The following is an 18,252-nucleotide window of genomic DNA, read 5'->3' on the forward strand; positions in this document are numbered from 1 at the left end:
CCTCTCCCCCCCGCGCCCCCCCCCGCGGGTTGGGTTTGTGGGGGGGCGGCGCCTTTTTGTTGTGTGTTTATTTGTTTTTTGGGGGGGGGGGGGGGGGGGTTGGGGGGGGCCCCCCCCCCCCCGGGGGGGTTGCGGGAGCGGGGAGGGGGCTAGGTGGCGGGTGTGCCGCGTTCGGCGTAGACGGCGGTGACCAGGGCGATCAGGAGGCCGGCCAGGAACATGTGGACCAGTACTACGGGCCACGGGAGGCCGGTGAAGTACTGGGTGAAGCCGACCACGCCCTGCAGGAGTTCGATCGCGAGGAGCCACGCGGCGAGTTTGCGGAGTGTTCGGGAGGTGGCGGTGACGCGGGTCGCGATCACCAGCGCGATGGTGATGCCGAGCAGACCGAACACGACGTCCGCGTGCAGCTGAGCGACCAGCTCGGGGTTGAAGCCGTTGCGGCCGGTCTCCGGGTCGCCCGAGTGGGGGCCGGCGCCGGTCACGATGGTGCCGAGGGCAACGGTCAGCCAGACCGCCACCACGGACGCGGTGGCCAGCGCGCGGACGACCGGGGGAGTGTGCGGGTACGGGCTGGTGCGGGAGCGGCGCATCATCGAGACCGTCAGCGTGATGATGATCGGCGAGACCAGGAAGTGCGCCGACACGATCCACGGATTCAGCCCAGTGAGCACGCTGATGCCGCCGATCACGGCCTGCAGCGGCACCCCGAGCGCAGCGGCCGTGGCCAGCCGGCGCAGGTCGTGCCGGACCGGGCGGTACCGCATCACGACCAGCCAGGTACAGATCGCGATCACCGCGACCACGAACCCGAGCATCCGGTTGCTGAACTCGATCGCCCCGTGGATGCCGAGCGCGGCATGCGGCACGTAGGACTCGTCGGTGCACGACGGCCACGTCGGGCAGCCGAGCCCCGACCCGGTCAACCGGACCAGACCACCGGTCACCACGATGCCGATGTTCGCCACCACCGAGCCCCAGCCCCAGCGCCGTACGACGTCCAGGCTCGGCTCGGGCACCAGTCGCCAGAAGCGGCTGACCGATTCGGTTTCTCGAGGCGGGGTCTCCGTCGTCATCACCGGGACACTCTAAAGGTCAGTCCCACCGGAAGGTCCGGGAGACCAGGTAGCCCAGCACACCCGCCCACAGCGCGAGCGACAGCGCGGCGGCCCACGGGATCACGCCCTCGACGGTCGAGTTCGCGATCCCGTTCGCCAGCGCGGCGCTGGGCAGCAGCCGGACGATGCCCTGCATGCCGGACGGGTACTCGTCCACGGGCGTCATGATCGCGCCGCCGACGAGCAGCAGGAGGTAGAGCAGGTTGGCCGCGGCCAGCGTCGCCTCGGCCCGCAGTACGCCGGCCATCAGCAGCCCTAGCGACGCGAACGCGGCGGTGCCGCAGAGCACCGTGAGGATCACCCCGAAGACCGCGTTGAACCCGCCGACGGGCTTCCAGCCGAGCGCGAACCCGGTCCCGATCAGCACCGCGAGCTGGATCACCTGGACGATCAGGACGGCGCCGATCTTCCCGGCCAGCAGACCCGTGCGGGACAGCGGCGAGGCGCCGAGCCGCTTGATCACGCCGTACCGGCGCTCGAAGCCGGTGGCGATGGCGAGCGAGGTGAAGGACGTCGAGAGGACGGCGAGCGCGAGCACCCGCGGGACCGCTTCGTCGATCGGGTGGCCGCTACCGAGCGGAAGGCGCTCGCCGAGGCCGGTGCCGCCGAGCAGCAGCAGGAGGCCGAGCGGGATCACCAGCGCCAGCAGCAGTTGCTCACCGTTGCGGACGAGCAGCTTGAACTCCATCCGGGTGTGTGCGAGCACCTTCCGTGGCCAGGGCGCACTGCCGGGCTGTGGGGCGTACGTCGCGGCGGCGCTCATCAGGACTCCCGCTTCGGCGCGGTCAGCTCGAGGTACACGTCCTCGAGCGACTTTGTGTGGTGGTCGGTCAGCGAGTCTGGGGTGCCGGAGGCGATCACCTTGCCGGCCGACACGACGTGCACCTGGTCGGACAGCTGCTCGGCCTCGTCCATCGCATGCGTCGTCAGTACGACGGTGACGCCGTCGTCGCGCAGGTCGCGGATCAACTGCCAGATCTCCCGGCGCCCGTGCGGGTCGAGGCCCGTGGTCGGCTCGTCGAGGAACGCGATCTCCGGCCGGCCGACGATCGCCAGCGCGAACGACAGCCGCTGCTTCTGCCCGCCCGAGAGCCGCCGGTACGGCGTCCGGCCGCAGCTGCCGAGGTCGAGGCGCTCGACCAGCGCCGGGATGTCGAGCGGGTGGGTGTGCAGCGTCGCGACGTACCGGAGCATCTCGACGGCGCGAACACCGGACCAGGCACCGCCCTCCTGGAGCATCACGCCGATCCGCGGCATCAGCGCGTCGTGGTCGGCGATCGGGTCCAGCCCGAGCACCCGGACGCGTCCGGAGTCCGGTCGCCGGAACCCCTCACAGCTCTCCACGGTCGTGGTCTTGCCGGCGCCGTTCGGGCCGAGCACGGCCGTCACCGCGCCGACGGCTACGGTGAGACTCAAACCGTCGACCGCGGTCTTCTCGCCGTACCGCACGACGAGGTTGTCGATCTCCACCGCGACTGGCACAACCGCAGCATAGAGAACCGGAAGAACGAACCCTCGCTCCGCTCGGGGTTGGGAGGGGGGAAGTGACCTCGCTCACGCCTCCCCCCGGAGTCCAGCGTGAGCGCGGGAACCGCTAAGGGGACCCTTATTTGAAGGGTCCCGGTATTTACGCGACACTGATGTTGTGAAAAATCCTGCGAGCAGCGGAGCCGTGTCCCACGGCACCGGCAGTGCGCGGGACGAGTCCACCCGGGACCGGGTCGCCCGCTCGATCCTGACCAATGGTCCGTCCAGCGCCGCGGTGCTGGCGGAGCGGCTGGAGCTGACCCCGGCGGCGGTTCGCCGGCACCTCGACCACCTGCTCGACGAGGGTCTGGTGGAGTCCCGCGAGGAGCGGGTCTACGGTCCGCGGGGCCGTGGCCGCCCGGCGAAGGTGTTCGTGCTGACCGACACCGGCCGGCACGCCTTCCACCAGGCGTACGACGACCTCGCGACGACCGCGATGCGCTTCATCGCCGAGGCCGGCGGTGACGACGCGGTGGCGGAGTTCGCCCGGCGCCGGGTCGCCGAGGTGGAGGAGCGGTACCGGGAGCAGCTGGCGCAGGCTCCCGAGGGCAAGAAGGCGCAAGCGCTCGCCCAGGCCCTGACGGCCGACGGGTACGCGGCTTCGACGGCGGAGGCGGGCCACGGCGCCCAGCTCTGCCAGCACCACTGCCCGGTCGCGCACGTGGCCGAGCAGTTCCCCCAGCTGTGCGAGGCCGAGACCGAGGTGTTCTCGAGACTCCTCGGCAAGCACGTACAGCGACTGGCCACCATCGCCCACGGCGACGGTGTCTGTACGACGCACATCCCGGGTCCTACCCCTGTGACCCCTGTAACCGACGGCGAATCTGCGAGGACTGCACGATGACGCAAACCGCTCACCCCGAACTGGAAGGCCTCGGCAACTACCAGTACGGCTGGTCCGACTCCGACGCCGCCGGCGCGGTCGCCCAGCGTGGCTTGAGCGAGGACGTGGTGAGGGGCATCTCCACCCTCAAGAACGAGCCGGAGTGGATGCTCGAGCTGCGACTCAAGGGCCTGAAGCTCTTCGGCCGCAAGCCGATGCCGTCCTGGGGCGCCGACCTGTCGGGGATCGACTTCGACAACATCAAGTACTTCGTCCGGTCCACCGAGAAGCAGGCCACCAGCTGGGAGGACCTGCCGCCGGACATCAAGAACACCTACGACAAGCTCGGCATCCCGGAGGCGGAGAAGCAGCGCCTGGTCGCCGGTGTCGCCGCGCAGTACGAGTCGGAGGTCGTCTACCACCAGATCCGTGAGGACCTGGAGGAGCAGGGCGTCATCTTCCTGGACACCGACACCGGCCTGAAGGAGCACCCGGAGCTCTTCAAGGAGTACTTCGGCTCCGTGATCCCGGTCGGCGACAACAAGTTCGCCTCGCTGAACACCGCGGTCTGGTCCGGCGGCTCGTTCATCTACGTCCCCAAGGGCGTCAAGGTGGACATCCCGCTGCAGGCCTACTTCCGGATCAACACCGAGAACATGGGCCAGTTCGAGCGGACGCTGATCATCGTCGACGAGGGTGCCTACGTGCACTACGTCGAGGGCTGCACGGCGCCGATCTACAAGTCGGACTCGCTGCACTCCGCGGTCGTCGAGATCATCGTGAAGAAGGGCGCCCGCTGCCGCTACACGACGATCCAGAACTGGTCGAACAACGTCTACAACCTGGTCACCAAGCGCGCCACCTGCGAGGAGGGCGCGACGATGGAGTGGATCGACGGCAACATCGGCTCCAAGGTGACGATGAAGTACCCGGCCGTGTACCTGATGGGCGAGCACGCGAAGGGCGAGACACTGTCGGTCGCGTTCGCGGGCGAGGGCCAGCACCAGGACGCCGGCTCCAAGATGGTGCACAACGCGCCGTACACCTCCAGCTCGATCGTGTCGAAGTCGGTGGCCCGCGGTGGCGGCCGGACGTCGTACCGCGGTCTGGTCGAGGTGGCGCCGGGTTCGCACCACAGCAAGTCCACGGTGCGCTGTGACGCGCTGCTGGTCGACACCATCAGCCGTTCGGACACCTACCCGTACGTCGACGTCCGCGAGGACGACGTGGCGATGGGGCACGAGGCGACCGTGTCCAAGGTCAGCGACGACCAGCTCTTCTACCTGATGAGCCGGGGCATGGCCGAGGACGAGGCGATGGCGATGATCGTCCGCGGCTTCATCGAGCCGATCGCCCGCGAGCTCCCGATGGAGTACGCGCTGGAACTGAACCGTTTGATCGAGCTGCAGATGGAAGGGGCCGTCGGCTGATGTCGTCCGCTGAAACGCTTGTTGCTACCGGCAACAAGGCGCATTCGCACGGGCCGGGTTCCCCGGTCCCGCTCCAGGCGCGGAGCGAGCGGCCGACGTCGTACGACGTGGCCGACTTCGCGGTCCCGAACGGGCGCGAGGAGGAGTGGCGCTTCACCCCGGTCAAGCAGTTGAAGGCCCTGTTCGAGGACGCGGCCGGCACCGAGACCCCGAAGATCGACGCCTCCGGTCCGGAGGGCGTGGTGATCGAGACGGTCGCCGCCGACGCGCTGAAGGTCGGTACGCCGCAGGACCGGTCCGCCGCGGTCGCCTGGAACCAGGCGCCCGAGGCGCTCGCGGTCCGGATCCCGGTCGAGGCCGAGCTGACCGAGCCGGTGCACGTGAACGTCGCGAGCCTCGGCGGTCGCGGCTTCAGTCACCTGATCGTCGAGGCCGGCCGGCACAGCAAGTCGATCGTGATCATCGACCACACCGGCGCCGGTGAGCTCAGCGGCAACGTCGAGATCTCGGTCGGCGACGGTGCGGACCTGCGGGTCGTCTCGATCCAGCAGGGCGACCACGAGTCGATCCACCTGGCTCAGCACGACGCGCTGGTCGGCCGGGACGCGCGACTGCACCACGTCGCGGTCACGCTCGGCGGCAAGATCGTCCGGATCGGCACCAACGTCCGGTACGCCGGACCGGGTGGCGACGCCGAACTCGTCGGCGTGTACTTCGCCGAGTCCGGCCAGCACCACGAGCACCGGCTGTTCGTCGACCACGAGGCCACGCACTGCAAGAGCAACGTGCTCTACAAGGGTGCGCTGGCCGGCGACAACGCCCGCTCGGTGTGGATCGGCGACGTGCTGATCCGGGCCGCGGCCGAAGGCACCGACACTTTCGAGCTGAACCGGAACCTGGTGCTCACCGACGGCGCCCGCGCCGACTCGGTGCCGAACCTGGAGATCGAGACCGGTGAGATCGAGGGCGCGGGACACGCGTCCGCGACCGGCCGGTTCGACGACGAGCAGCTGTTCTACCTGCAGGCCCGCGGTATCCCCGAGGACGCCGCGCGGCGGCTCGTGGTGGCCGGCTTCTTCAACGACATCATCGGCAAGATCGGCGTCGGCGAGGTCTCCGACCACCTGCACGACGTGATCGAGGAGAAGCTCGCCCGGGCCGCGGAGCTGAGCGAGTCCGCGCTGCGCCTGTCGGGCGAAGAGGCGGTCGTCGGCAAGTGAGCGACACGTTCGAGCGCGCCTGCGCTGCCGCCGACGTCCCCGACGAGGGAGTGATCCCGGTCGAGGTCGGCGGTGTCGAGGTCGCGGTCGTGAAGAGCGAGGGACAGTACTTCGCGGTGCGGGACGAGTGCTCGCACGCGCAGATCCAGCTGTCCGAGGGTGACGTCGGCGAGTGCGAGATCGAGTGCTGGCTGCACGGGTCGCGCTTCGACCTGCGCACCGGTGAGCCGACCAGCCTGCCGGCGTACGACCCGGTGCCGATCTACCCGGTCCGCCTCTACGGCGACGACGTCCTCGTGGACGTGAAGAACCCCATCAACCAAGCTTCCCTGTAAATCCGACGGAGATAGAGATACTCATGGCGACACTCGAGATTCGCGACCTGCAGGTGTCGGTCGACACCGAGGCCGGCCCGAAGCAGATCCTGCGCGGCGTCGACCTGACCATCGCCGGTGGTCAGACGCACGCGATCATGGGCCCGAACGGTTCCGGCAAGTCGACGCTGGCGTACTCGATCGCCGGGCACCCGAAGTACAACATCACCGGCGGCAGCGTGACGCTGGACGGCGAGGACGTGCTGGACATGTCCGTCGACGAGCGCGCCCGGGCCGGTCTGTTCCTGGCGATGCAGTACCCGGTCGAGGTGCCGGGGGTGTCGGTGGCGAACTTCCTGCGGACCGCGAAGACCGCGATCGACGGCGAGGCGCCGAAGCTGCGGACCTGGGTGAAGGACGTCAACACCGCGCTCGGCGACCTGCAGATGGACCCCGAGTTCGCGCAGCGCAACGTCAACGAGGGCTTCTCCGGTGGTGAGAAGAAGCGCCACGAGATCGTCCAGCTGGAGCTGCTGAACCCGAAGATCGCGATCCTCGACGAGACCGACTCCGGCCTCGACATCGACGCGCTGAAGATCGTCTCCGAGGGCGTCAACCGGTTCGCCGGCCAGGGCGACAAGGGCATCCTGCTGATCACCCACTACACGCGGATCCTGCGCTACATCAAGCCGGACTTCGTGCACGTCTTCGTCGACGGCCGCGTCGCCGAAGAGGGTGGCCCGGAGCTGGCCGAGGAGCTCGAGGCCAACGGCTACGAGCGGTTCCTGAAGGCAGGCGCGTCCAAGTGACCAACGCCCGGACGTTCAGCAGTCCCTTGGACCTGCAGTCGGTCCGGGCGGACTTCCCGATCCTGTCCCGCGAGCTCGCGGGCGGGTTCCCGCTGGTCTACCTGGACTCGGCGAACTCCTCACAGAAGCCGCGCCAGGTCGTCCAGGCGATCGAGGACCACTACCTCAAGCACAACGCGAACGTCGCCCGGGCCATGCACCAGCTCGGTGCCGAGGCGACCGCGGCGTACGAGGGTGGCCGGGACAAGGTGGCGGCGTTCCTCGGGGCGCCGTCGCGGGACGAGATCGTCTTCACCAAGAACGCCTCCGAGGCGCTCAACCTGGCCGCGCACACGCTGGGCGCGTCGCTGAAGCCGGGCGATGTCGTGGTGATCTCCGAGATGGAGCACCACAGCAACATCGTCCCGTGGCAGCTCGCGTGTGAGCGGACCGGCGCGACGCTGAAGTGGTTCGGCGTCACCGAGGACGGCCGGCTCGACACCAGCAACATCGAGGAGCTGCTGACCGAGAACACCAAGGTCGTCGCCCTGACCTGGGTGTCGAACGCGCTCGGCACGATCAACCCGATCAGCGACATCGCCGCCAAGGCGCACGCGGTCGGCGCGACCGTGGTCGTGGACGCGTCGCAGGCGGTTCCGCAGTTCCCGGTCGATGTCTCCACGCTCGGCGCCGACCTCCTGGTCTTCACCGGGCACAAGGCGGTCGGCCCGACCGGCATCGGTGTGCTCTGGGGACGCTACGACCTGCTCGCCTCGCTGCCGCCGTTCCTCGGTGGTGGCGAGATGATCGAGGTGGTGCGGATGACCGGGTCGACGTACGCCCCGCCGCCGGCCCGGTTCGAGGCCGGTACGCCGCCGATCGCGCAGGCGGTCGGGCTCGGTGCGGCCCTGGACTACCTGTCCGGGATCGGGATGGACAAGATCGCGGCCCACGAGCACGCGATCGTCGAGTACGCGCTGGAGGGGCTGAAGACGGTCCCGGGCCTCAAGCTGCTCGGCCCGACCGACGCCAAGGACCACGGCGGCGCGATCAGCTTCGAGCTGGACGGCGTCCACCCGCACGACGTGTCGACCGTGCTGGACACCCGCGGCATCGCGGTCCGCGCCGGGCATCACTGCGCGCGGCCGGTGCACGAGCGGTTCGGAATGCAATCGTCGACCAGGGCGTCTTTCTACCTGTACACGACTCCCGAGGAGATCGACGCGCTCGTCGACGGCCTCGGGTTCGTCCGAAGCTTCTTCAAGGTGGACTGATACATGCAGCTCGACAGCCTCTACCAGGAGATCATCCTGGATCACTACCGCAGCCCGCACCACTCCGGGCTCGCGGACCCGTACGACGTGGAGGTGCACCACGTGAACCCGTCCTGCGGGGACGAGGTCACGCTCCGGGTCGAGCTCGACGGTGACACCGTGAAGGGTGTCACGCACTCGAGCGTCGGGTGCTCGATCAGCCAGGCCGCGACGTCGGTGATGTCGGACCTGGTGATCGGCAAGCCGGTCGCCGAGGGGATGGCGACGTACGAGAAGTTCCTCGAACTGATGCAGGGCCGGGGGAACGTCGAACCGGACGAAGAGGTGCTGGAGGACGGCGTCGCGTTCGCCGGCGTCGCGCAGTTCCCGGCCCGGGTGAAGTGTGCACTGCTGGGCTGGTCCGCATGGCGGGACGCCACGGCCCAGGCGCTGGCCGCGAGAGATGGAGTGAGCAATGGCTGACCAGACGGACGAGAAGATCGAGCTGCCCGAGGTCGACCTGGAGGCTGCACAGGCGGCGCAGGCCGGGACCGGGACGTCGCCGGCCAAGGTCGAGGACGTGACCGAGGCGCTCAAGGACGTCGTCGACCCCGAGCTCGGGATCAACGTGGTCGACCTGGGGCTGATCTACGGCATCACCGTGGACGACACCAGCACGGCGATCATCGACATGACGCTGACGTCGGCGGCCTGCCCGCTGACCGACGTGATCGAGGACCAGACCCGGATGGCGCTCGACGGTCTCGTCAACGACTTCCGGATCAACTGGGTCTGGATGCCGCCGTGGGGCCCGGAGAAGATCACCGACGACGGTCGCGACCAGCTGCGGGCGCTCGGCTTCAACGTGTGACGAACCCTCGAACGCGCACTGTTTCGGTGGCGCCGGGCCGACTGGACAGGTGGCTGGACGGCTTCGGTGAGCGCCACGGCACGGTGCGGTACGACGTGACGCCCGCAACTGTCACGTTGACTGCTGAGGACGGCTCGACGGCCGTCATCACCGTGCCCTTCGAGCCCCTCGCGGAACTGACCCGCGAGGGGCTCGTCGCGCATGTCCTGGCCGACCGCCGGCTCGGCGTCCTGCTGGTCCGGCGCGGTGGCTACGGCGCCGGGGTGTTTGCCGGGGGCAAGCTGCTGGATTCCAAGGTCGGTTCACGGCACGTGCAGGGGACGACGAAGGCCGGTGGCTGGTCGCAGCAGCGGTACGCGCGACGGCGGGACAACCAGGCCCGGGAGGCGTTCGCGGCCGCGACCGAGGTGGCCGTCCGGATCCTTGCGCCGGCGAGGCTGGACGTGCTGGTGTGCGGGGGAGACCGGCGGGCGGTCGACACCGTGCTCGAGGATCCCCGGCTGAAGGAGCTCGCCGGTCTGGTGCGGTCGCCGTTCCTCGGCGTTCCGGATCCGAAGCAGAAGGTGCTCGAGCAGGCCGGCGTGGACGCGCAGGCGATCCGGATCGAGATCGATCAGACCGAGTCGGTGTAGCTGTCCCGGATCACCAGCAGCCGCTCCAGCCGGAAGCGTCCGGGATCGAGCGCCCGCGTGGCGCGCCCGTCGGCGGTCCAGAACGCGTCGTCCGGGACCGCGTCCAGGTCCGCCGGGACGAACTTCACGACCTCCTCGACCGCTTGGCGGGCAAGTGCCATCACCCTGCGCGCCGCCGCTGACCGATCGCCGACCGCGACCTCACCGGCGATCCGGTCGGCGACCGCCAACCACTGACCGGCGTCGATCAGCTCGGACGGCTCCGATCCACCGAAGGCCGCGGATTCGTTCGACGGCGGGGAGAACAGGTACTCCCGCTGCGCGCCGCAGCCGGCACAGGCACCGGCGTACCTGATCACCGGTTCGCCGTCGACTTCCGTACGGCGGTCCGCCCAGGCGGCCTCGTGTGAGCCGCAGTCCGGGCACGGCGTGAGGTCGAGGTACAGCATCACCTCGGTCGGCGTCCGGGCGATCGCGTACCGCGGGTCGTAGCCGGTCATTGGATCGTCATCCCGGTCGCGGGGTTGGCCGTGTGGCCCCGGCGTGCCGGAGCGCTCGTCTTCTCGTCCGTGTCGTGGCGCAGGTGTGAGTCGGTCTCGGCGAGCACGGCGGCCGGGATACCGCGTTGCTGCAGCGCGTCGACGACCGCGCTGGTGAACTGTCGTGGGGGAGCGTCGGGCGTGTACAGGTCGCGCAGGTCGACGCGGCCTTCGGCGAGCAGCGCGAGTCGCGGGTGCAGGGTCGCGAACGCCTTGGCGAACGCACTGTCGGTCCTGCTCGTCATCGTGCCGTTCGGGTGCGCGACGTACACGGTCCGTCGGCCGTCCTCGGTGCGGAGCGTCAGCCGGATCTTGACGTCGTCGCGACGCGCCTGCTCGAGCGCGCCGACCAGCGGCTGGTACGGGTGCTGCTCGTCGGCCGTCGCCGTCACCTGGACGGTCCGGACGCGGCGCGCCGGAGTCGTTTGTTCCTGGCCGGCCTCCATCCGGGCCCGCATCGCGTCGTACTCGTGCCGGAACATCGTCAGGTACGCCTCGCCGGATGCCGCGCGGTGCACGGTATCGGAGCGTTCGACGCGAGGCTGACTGCGCCGGCCGAGCCGGAGCCGCTGGACGTCGAGGTGGTAGTCGACGGACACCTTGACCGTGACGACCTGCCCGGACTCGTACGCGCCGGTCTCGTGCCGGGCGCCGACCGTGCCGGTGTCCTGCTCGCTGACCCTCCGGCTCGTGCTGGCGCTCGCGGTGAGCTCACCGCCTGGCGTAGTGCCGCCGATCGTCCCGGAGCCGGGGAGCACATGGTTGCTGCGGGCAGTGAGTTGGGCGACCCGCAGCTCACGAGTGTTCTCACCCAGCTGGGTGGTCGCCCCTTTGGCCGGCCTCGACACGAGCTCGAGGCCGGAGACCTCCGCGCGGACCCGGACGGAGACCACCCGGGCGGTCTGCCCGGGGATGGCGAGCGGGACGAGTTCGTAGCCCGACGTACCGGCCATCTCCTGGAACGCGACCAGCCGGCTGCCGCCGCCGAGCGCCGACTCCAGCGTCGCGCTGTGCGCCTGCACGCCGGCGGTGCCCAGCATGTCCGGTCGACCGAGGCGTTCGTACGCCGCGTCGAACAGGGCGTTCTCGGCGGCCTCGCCGGTCCGGTACGGCTGGGTCGTCTCGACCAGGTAGTTGCCCGGCAGGACGACGGACCGATGATCGGAGACCTCCGGGCCGTGGCTCGGCGGCACCGAGTCGAACACGGGGGTCGGCACGGAGATCCGCATCTTGCCGGTCGCTTCCCGGCGGGTCGCGGGGCGCGTCGCCGGACCCCCCGGGGCCGCCGAGTCCTCGACCTCGACGATCACCTGGTAGTCCCGCTTGACCCGGCCGGTCGCGATCGCCAGACCGGTGCTGATCCGGGTGTTCATCTCGCTGGTCGACGCGGTCGTCGACGTCCCGAGGTCCGCGCCGGCCCCGGCCGACCCCGACATCCCGTCGGAGCCGGAGACCTCGAGAGTTCCGCCGTACGACGTGCTCTCGGTGACGCTGCGGTTCTGTTCACGTAGTGCCCAGTGCTGGCTCAGGTTGAAGCCGTTGCCGCTCTCGCCGTCGTTGCCGTCCCGCTCCCGCGACATCGGGCCGGTGAACCGGAGCCGTACCCGGACGCGGACGTTGCGGGTCGACGTACCGTCGCGGACCGGGAGCTCACGGACGAAGCCGCGCGGGTCGAGCATGTCGTCGAGCTCGTTGCGCCAGCGGGTCCCGGCGAAGTCGCCGCGCAGAGCGCTGATCAGGACCGGGTCGTCCATCGCCTGCGGGGAGTGCTCCTCGACCGCCGCGGACACTTCCCGGAAGATGTCGGTCGGGTTGCCGTCCTTGTCGTTCAGGGTCGCTCGCACGACCTGCGCGGCGGCCATCGACTGCCGGTAGTGCGGCGGGACGTTCGGCTCGCGCGACAGCCGGGCCAACTTCTCGGCGGAGTTCAGTACGGCGTCCAGTCGCTCGTCGACCGGGTGCTTCTCCGTCAGGAGCTTGGCCATCAACCGCTCGTTGGTGTGTTCGGCAGCGAGCGGGCCCGCGTCCTCGCGCACGCCTTTGTAGCGCCGTACCACTGCGATCGTCGTCCGCCGGGGGAGTTCGAGATTGCCGTTCAGCAGCCGTTCGACGGCGTCGGCGACCTGGCGTGGTGGGAGGTCCAGCTCGCCCCGCCCGTACAGCCGCAGCGCGTCGCGCTCCGGGAGCGTGAGGACGACGGCGCCGGTCTCCAGCGGGATCGCGCGCGGCTTGGCGCCGCCGGCGCGGAGCTGCGCCTCCATGACGAGGTCGCCGGTGAACTGGTAGTGCTGCCCGTCGCGCATCAGCGTCCGCTCGACGCCGGTGGTGGCCGACTGGGACGCGCTCGACGAGACGGTGGTCGATCGGGTCAGCCCGAGCGCGCCGCCGTGCGACTGCCCGTCGGCCGACACCGAGCCGGTGCCCGCGTTGACACCGGCCGTCGCGCCGGTCGAGACGCCTGACGAACTGCTCGTGGTCGCGATCGTCAGGTTCAGCTCGGCGAGGATCGGCGACCCGCTGCCGACGTACCGGAGATTCTCGACGCGCGTGCTGACGGTCAGGGTGCTTCGCTGTGGTGTGAGACCGCGCTGCCGCACAGCCTCGAGCGGGGTCGACGGCGCCGGAGTGACCACCAAGGCGGTGCGGTACTCCGTGGTGAGCAGCTCCGGTCGCGAGATCAGGTTCCGCGGCGCGAGGAAGCCGCTGAGGTGGTGCAGCGCCGCGCTGTCACCCCGGCCGAGACTGGGTACGGCGTCCGTCAGCCGCTTGATCGGGTTACGGGCGTCGGCGTGCTGGATCGTTGCCGTCTGCAACAGTCCGGGATCGACCCGGCCCGGGACCGAGAGCTCGGCCGGCTCGGCCGGACCACAGAACTCGCTGTCGAGCCAGACCCGCGCGCTGCCCTCGGACTCGGCCACCGGAACGGTCGACCCGTCACTGAGGATCTCGCTGATCCGGATCGTGTGCGGTACGTCGAACACCGCGACCCGCGAGCCCGACTCGGCCACCGTCATCCGGTACGCGCTCCGGGTCGTCGACCCGCCGAGGGAGCGACCGCGCGAGGAGCGGCCGAGCGACACACCCAACTTCGGCGTCGCGCCGGACCGGCCGTCGGCGGGCGCGTTCGTCAGACCCAGCCGGGCGGACCACGGCAGGCTGCGCGTCCGGGTGGTGGAGCGCCCCGACGTACTCACGCCGATGTCGACGTTGACGACCATGTCGTTGTCGGCCAGACCGATCGGCGTCGCGCGGTCGAAGTGCTGCTCGATCGAGATCTGGAACGACCGGACCCGCGGCGGATGCCCGGTCCGGTGCTCGGTGAGCTGGAACGTCAGCCGGTCCTGCGCCGCGTGGTCGTAGCCGGTCTCCAGCCGGTGCTTCGCGATCTGCTGACGGGCACGTTCCCAGTTCTCGGTCCGGCTCAGCTGGAGGGCCGGGTCGAGACCGGCGAGTTCGGCCGGCAACGGATGACCGTTCTCGTCGAGCGGCGGGAGCAGGTCCTCGTTCTGCAGATGGGCGAGGAAACCGCGCAGCGCCTCGTCGGCGCCGGTGAGCTCGCGGATCATCGCCGGTCCGGCACCGCGCAACTGGCCCGGGCCGTTGCCGAGCCAGGGCGGGAGCTCCAGCGGCAGGTCGGTCGGATGCGGGTCTCCGCGCAGCAGCAGCCGGCCATCGGGACCGCGCTGCGGAGCACCGTCGGCATCGCGGACCAGAGCGTCCGCCGGCACCGGGAGGCCGTAGCGGAACGCGTCGCGCTCGGCCATCCGCAGGCAGGCGACGCCCTCGCCGTCGGTCGAGAACGAACCGCCGCGGTCGAGGCGGTGCACGGTCACCTTGTGCCGCAGCCGCATCTTGACGCCGACCGTCGGCGCGATCCGTTGGGTACTCCAACGACTGCCCAGGTCGGCGGTCGACGCCGTGTCCTCGACTGTGGTGTTCCGCCCGGCACGCAGCCCGGGGCCGAGGTCCGCCGTACTCGAGCCGATGTCGGACAGCGCCGTGCTGACCGTCGCGCCCAGCGTGCGCGTGGAGTTGACGGCCTGGGCTCCGGAGGAGCCGGAGTTGCCGACCCGCCAGACCTCCAGCTTGTGGTCCGGCGAGCTGTCACTGACCAGCTCGGCGGACTCCAGGTCCGCGACGGTCTCGAGCTGGGCCCAGGCCACCGGCTTGCCGCCGTTCGTGATCAGCCGCCAGACACCTCCGGGCTGCGTCGTCTCGTCGAGCCGGATCATCCCGTCCTCGGCGATCAGACTGCGCAGCCGGTCGTGACCGACGCGGTCGAGCGGACCGAGGCGCTGCTGCAGCTCGCGCATCGTCCGGTCGCAGAGGTCGTTGAGCCCGTCGACCCGCGTGGCCATGTGCTCGGGCATCGCCGTACTGCGTTCCGAGGCCAGCCCGAGCGTCTGCAGATCGGTCGTCTCGGTCGGCGGCGGGACGGTGTAGGTGTGGATGAAACCGAGGTCGAGCGTGGCCGCGTCGCGGTCGGTGCCCGAGTCGACGACGTGCACTGGTGACCACTCGGCGGCTGCCGACTCGCGGATCTGCCAGTTCCAGCGCGGTCGCGTCGAGCGATACCGCAGGAACTCGCCGCGGAGCGCCTCGACCGCACCGGTCTGGGCGGTCTCGGTCGCGCCTCCGCTGTCCGTGTGGCCGCGGCCGGTGCTGACCTCGACGCCGGGGGAGACGAGGGCGGCGACGGCTTTCAGCTTGCTCGTGGGCGGCAGCATCTGGGTCACGGTGCGGAGGCCGGCACCGACCGTCGTACCGCTGTTCTGCATCGCGGCGGTGGTGACGCTGTGGCCGGCCTGGACCACCTGACCGACCTGGGCCTCGTCGAAGACGATCGGGCTGTCGAGCACCTCCTGCAGTTCGCCGGGATCGAGCCGCAGGTGGATCTGGACGAGGCGGCCGGCGTCGGCGCGCGGGTCGTTGCCGATCGTCAGCACCATGCCGTCGGGTGAGAGCACCCGACGGCTTTCGCCGCGCAGGGTGCGGTGCAGAAAGTCCGGCGTGAAGCGGTACGTCGAGCCGCGCTCGGCGAGCGCCGCGTTCAGCTCCTCGCTGAGCTTGGTCAGGTGGGGGAGCCGACCGGAGGGCAGGCCATTGTGCTGCACATCCACAGCCGGCAACGTCGCCGCACTCGCCCGCTCGTACGCCCGCACCTCCTCCACAGCCTCGGCTGCGATCGCGGTGCCCTCGGGCGTCGTGCCTGCGGCCGTCGTGGCTGCGAGCAGGGCTCGGTTCGCGTCGGCGGCGGTGCGGGCCTGCTCGGCAGCGGCCGTGCAGGAAGTGGCGATCTGGACGTGCCGGTCGGCGACTCGGAGCCGGGCGACGGCGCGGACCCGGAGCCGGCGGGCGCGCTCGCCGGAGGAGGCGTCCTTGGCCTCGGCCTGCTCGTCGGCCTGTGCGTACAACGCGGCAGCTTGCCGACGCGCCGCCTCGGCGCTCGCTGTCCGCACCTCGGCGCGGTGCTCGTGGTCAGCGGCTGCCGTCTCGAGATCGCGGACCTGACGGCGTACCCGTGCCTGGAAGCGTTCCGCGGGCGTGATCGCCGATTCCTGCGTGCGATCCGGTGCGACGACCTGCACCCCGTCCCACGGGACGCTCGGCGCCGGGTGCCCACCGCTGCGGATCGTCTGCGACAGGTTCGTCAGGTCCCGCTCGATGTCGCCACGCGGCCGTACGCCGGCACCCGCCTGCGTCTCACGCCACTCGGCACTCAGCTGCCGAAACTCCTCGTACTGCGCTTCCGCCCGCCGATCCCGCTCCGCGCGATACCGCCCCGCCGCCGCCCGAGTGTCGCTGACCAACGCCCGAACCCACCCGAAGAACCCACGACTCGACCCTTCGACCTTTGGGGTGTTGGTACCGGGGCCGGCGGGTCGGTGGAGGTCGCCGACCGGGCGTCGGGGGCGGTCGGTTGGGCGGAGCGTTGGCGGTGTGGTCCGCGAGAGTTGCTCGATGTCGCGGTTCAGGGAGGTTGCGGAGCGGACGAGATCTGCTGCGAAGGGCCGGCCGAGCCCGTCCTGGGGAGCGCGTGCGGTGGCCAGTCGCCGGAGATCGGCCTCGGTGTCCAGCCGGTTGCCGTCCAGCACGTCCTGCAACAGCGCCCGAGCCTCGGACTCCTGCTCCGCGGGCAGACCCGGCAGATCGAGCAACGAGTCGAGCGCTGCGGTCGCACCATCGGCCGGCGCCCCACCGCGGTTCCTGTCGAGCTCGGCGCCGACGAACGCCACCGCCTCGGCCAGCAACCGGTCGTCGCTGACATCGGCGGCCCGCCGGGCCAGCCGCCGTTCGAGCCGACGCAAAGCCTTCCGCGCCAGTCGCTCGCGCGAGTCCCGCAGCCGGACGGTGCCGTCCCGGAGAGCGAGCGCATCGGGAGCCACGACGCCGAACGCGAGCCCGAGGGCGCGGCGCGCGCGGGACTGCGGGCTGCCCTCCGTGCTCACCGCAGACGTCACCGCAGATCTCCCCGTTCCGGACGCCGGGACTCACCGTCTGTCACCGGATGCTCTGGATCGGGAGATTAGCAACCTTCTGTTCAATTGGTAGATAGATATCCCACCGAAGGAGTTAACAATTGCCGGTGGGCTTTGTCACATCATGAATCGCTGTACAACGCGCGGAAGTCCTCGAGCGTGCCGCGGTAGTACTCAAGGTCGTCCTGCAGCTTGGCGCGGTGCACCAGATGCGGGTCGTTCGCCTTCGCCTGAGCGCCGTACTCGGACCAGATCTCGGTGTCCGGCACCTCGTCGGCGTCGTCGGGCAGGAACTTGATCGCCTCGGAGATCGCGTCGGCGGCGAACTCCCAGTTCAGCTCGACCGCGGTGCGGTCCTGGTCGGCCGCGCCGGTGTAGGCCATGTCGGCCTCCAGCGCCTTCCGGGCGAACGAGCGCGCGACCATCGCCCACTGCGCCGCGTCGATCAGCTGCGAGCGGCCGAGGCCGAACCGCGCACCGATCAGGGTCGCCGAGCGCTCAGAGGCGTACGGGATGCTGATGTCCCCGGCCGGCGTCGTGTACACCCAGGCTTCCGGGCCTTCGGCCACGTTGACCCCCGGCTGGGGGCCCGCCGGGGGCACCGAGGGCACGTTCGGGTCCGCTGCGGTCACCAGACTCACGTACACCTGTGCCTCGGTCAGGGTCCTCGCGGTCAGCATGCTTTGTCTCGCTCCTGTGTCCCTAGATATCCCGCTAGATCTCACGACCCAGCCGGCCGTACAGGTCCCGGGCGATCAGCAACCGCTCGAGCCGGAACCGTCCCGGATCCACCTCGCGGACCGCCAGCCCCTCCGGCGTCCAGAACTCGTCGGCCGGTACGGCGTCCGCACCGGCCGGCACGAACTTGATCACCTCGGTGACGGCGGCCTGCGCGACGGCCAGCACCTTACCCGCCTCGGCGGGATCCGTCGGGACGTCGGCGGAGGCGCGGTCGGCCACGTCGAGCCACTGCCCGGCGTCCAGCACCTCCGACGGCTCCGGGCCCCCGAACGTCGGCCAGCCCTGTGCCGGTGTCTCGCGGGCCGGCAGGCCGAACAGGTACTCGCGCTCCGCGGCGCAACCAGGGCAGACGGCGAACCAGCTGCTGGCGAGCTCACCCTCGATCTCGACCAGCGCCTGCTCCCACGGCGCGTCGGTCTCCCCGCAATCCGGGCAGGGATGCAGCTCGAGGTACAGCTGTGCCTCGTCCCGGGTCCGCGCCACCGCGAATGCCATACCGCCCCTCTCGCCTTCCTCG

At 70.4% G+C, this 18,252-nt stretch carries 16 protein-coding genes; 9 read left to right on the forward strand and 7 right to left on the reverse strand.

Features of this window, described 5'->3' with window-relative positions; all coding sequences use genetic code 11:
* Window positions 1–149: 149 nt before the first annotated feature.
* The 3 genes from ACFYRH_RS15275 to ACFYRH_RS15285 are packed head-to-tail and all read right to left on the reverse strand — an operon-like array spanning window position 150 to window position 2,600.
* Window positions 150–1,076: a heme A synthase gene (locus ACFYRH_RS15275; protein ID WP_387775300.1), complete on the reverse strand. Its 927-nt coding sequence runs from the start codon at window positions 1,074–1,076 to the stop codon at window positions 150–152.
* Window positions 1,077–1,095: 19 nt separating this feature from the next.
* Window positions 1,096–1,881: an ABC transporter permease gene (locus ACFYRH_RS15280; protein ID WP_387774117.1), complete on the reverse strand. Its 786-nt coding sequence runs from the start codon at window positions 1,879–1,881 to the stop codon at window positions 1,096–1,098.
* Window positions 1,881–2,600: an ABC transporter ATP-binding protein gene (locus ACFYRH_RS15285; RefSeq protein WP_387774120.1), complete on the reverse strand. Its 720-nt coding sequence runs from the start codon at window positions 2,598–2,600 to the stop codon at window positions 1,881–1,883. The genes ACFYRH_RS15280 and ACFYRH_RS15285 overlap by 1 nt, the downstream gene beginning before the upstream one ends.
* 163 nt (window positions 2,601–2,763) lie before the next feature.
* Here ACFYRH_RS15285 and ACFYRH_RS15290 point away from each other — a divergent pair, with 163 nt between their 5' ends.
* Genes ACFYRH_RS15290 through ACFYRH_RS15330 form a run of 9 tightly spaced genes read left to right on the forward strand, consistent with a single transcriptional unit; the run spans window position 2,764 to window position 9,976 of the window.
* On the forward strand, window positions 2,764–3,489 hold the full coding sequence (locus tag ACFYRH_RS15290) for a helix-turn-helix transcriptional regulator (RefSeq protein ID WP_387774123.1): 726 nt from the start codon (window positions 2,764–2,766) through the stop codon (window positions 3,487–3,489).
* Complete coding sequence (sufB, locus tag ACFYRH_RS15295) at window positions 3,486–4,898, forward strand: Fe-S cluster assembly protein SufB (RefSeq protein WP_387774126.1); 1,413 nt, start codon at window positions 3,486–3,488, stop codon at window positions 4,896–4,898. The genes ACFYRH_RS15290 and sufB overlap by 4 nt, the downstream gene beginning before the upstream one ends.
* Window positions 4,898–6,118: a Fe-S cluster assembly protein SufD gene (gene sufD, locus ACFYRH_RS15300; protein ID WP_387774129.1), complete on the forward strand. Its 1,221-nt coding sequence runs from the start codon at window positions 4,898–4,900 to the stop codon at window positions 6,116–6,118. Before sufB ends, sufD begins: the two co-directional genes overlap by 1 nt.
* Window positions 6,115–6,453, forward strand: a complete 339-nt coding sequence (locus ACFYRH_RS15305; RefSeq protein ID WP_387774131.1) for a non-heme iron oxygenase ferredoxin subunit — start codon at window positions 6,115–6,117, stop codon at window positions 6,451–6,453. The genes sufD and ACFYRH_RS15305 overlap by 4 nt, the downstream gene beginning before the upstream one ends.
* A 23-nt stretch (window positions 6,454–6,476) precedes the next feature.
* Entirely contained in the window at window positions 6,477–7,241 is a 765-nt protein-coding gene (gene sufC, locus ACFYRH_RS15310; protein WP_387774134.1) for a Fe-S cluster assembly ATPase SufC, read from the forward strand.
* The gene (locus tag ACFYRH_RS15315; RefSeq protein ID WP_387774136.1) at window positions 7,238–8,494 is read left to right on the forward strand and encodes a cysteine desulfurase; all 1,257 of its coding nucleotides are present in this window, start codon (window positions 7,238–7,240) and stop codon (window positions 8,492–8,494) included. Before sufC ends, ACFYRH_RS15315 begins: the two co-directional genes overlap by 4 nt.
* 3 nt (window positions 8,495–8,497) lie before the next feature.
* Window positions 8,498–8,956, forward strand: a complete 459-nt coding sequence (gene sufU / locus ACFYRH_RS15320) for a Fe-S cluster assembly sulfur transfer protein SufU (RefSeq protein ID WP_387774139.1) — start codon at window positions 8,498–8,500, stop codon at window positions 8,954–8,956.
* Window positions 8,949–9,344 (forward strand): metal-sulfur cluster assembly factor, encoded by a 396-nt coding sequence (locus ACFYRH_RS15325; protein WP_387774142.1) that lies wholly within the window; start codon window positions 8,949–8,951, stop codon window positions 9,342–9,344. Before sufU ends, ACFYRH_RS15325 begins: the two co-directional genes overlap by 8 nt.
* Before the next feature lie 26 nt (window positions 9,345–9,370).
* On the forward strand, window positions 9,371–9,976 hold the full coding sequence (locus tag ACFYRH_RS15330; protein ID WP_387774145.1) for an acVLRF1 family peptidyl-tRNA hydrolase: 606 nt from the start codon (window positions 9,371–9,373) through the stop codon (window positions 9,974–9,976).
* On the opposite strand, the gene ACFYRH_RS15335 is transcribed toward ACFYRH_RS15330, so the two are convergent.
* From ACFYRH_RS15335 to ACFYRH_RS15350, 4 genes are all read right to left on the reverse strand, one after another.
* Window positions 9,958–10,476, reverse strand: a complete 519-nt coding sequence (locus ACFYRH_RS15335; RefSeq protein ID WP_387774148.1) for a hypothetical protein — start codon at window positions 10,474–10,476, stop codon at window positions 9,958–9,960. The two genes, ACFYRH_RS15330 and ACFYRH_RS15335, sit on opposite strands and share 19 nt — an antisense overlap.
* Window positions 10,473–16,976, reverse strand: coding sequence for a hypothetical protein (locus ACFYRH_RS15340; protein ID WP_387774151.1), 6,504 nt, complete (start codon window positions 16,974–16,976; stop codon window positions 10,473–10,475). Before ACFYRH_RS15340 ends, ACFYRH_RS15335 begins: the two co-directional genes overlap by 4 nt.
* A gap of 140 nt (window positions 16,977–17,116) precedes the next feature.
* Window positions 17,117–17,674 (reverse strand): hypothetical protein, encoded by a 558-nt coding sequence (locus ACFYRH_RS15345; RefSeq protein ID WP_387774154.1) that lies wholly within the window; start codon window positions 17,672–17,674, stop codon window positions 17,117–17,119.
* Window positions 17,675–17,708: 34 nt separating this feature from the next.
* Entirely contained in the window at window positions 17,709–18,230 is a 522-nt protein-coding gene (locus ACFYRH_RS15350) for a hypothetical protein (RefSeq protein WP_387774157.1), read from the reverse strand.
* Window positions 18,231–18,252 lie beyond the last annotated feature (22 nt).

This window comes from Kribbella sp. NPDC004875 (genome assembly GCF_042873375.1).
Lineage (GTDB): Bacteria > Actinomycetota > Actinomycetes > Propionibacteriales > Kribbellaceae > Kribbella.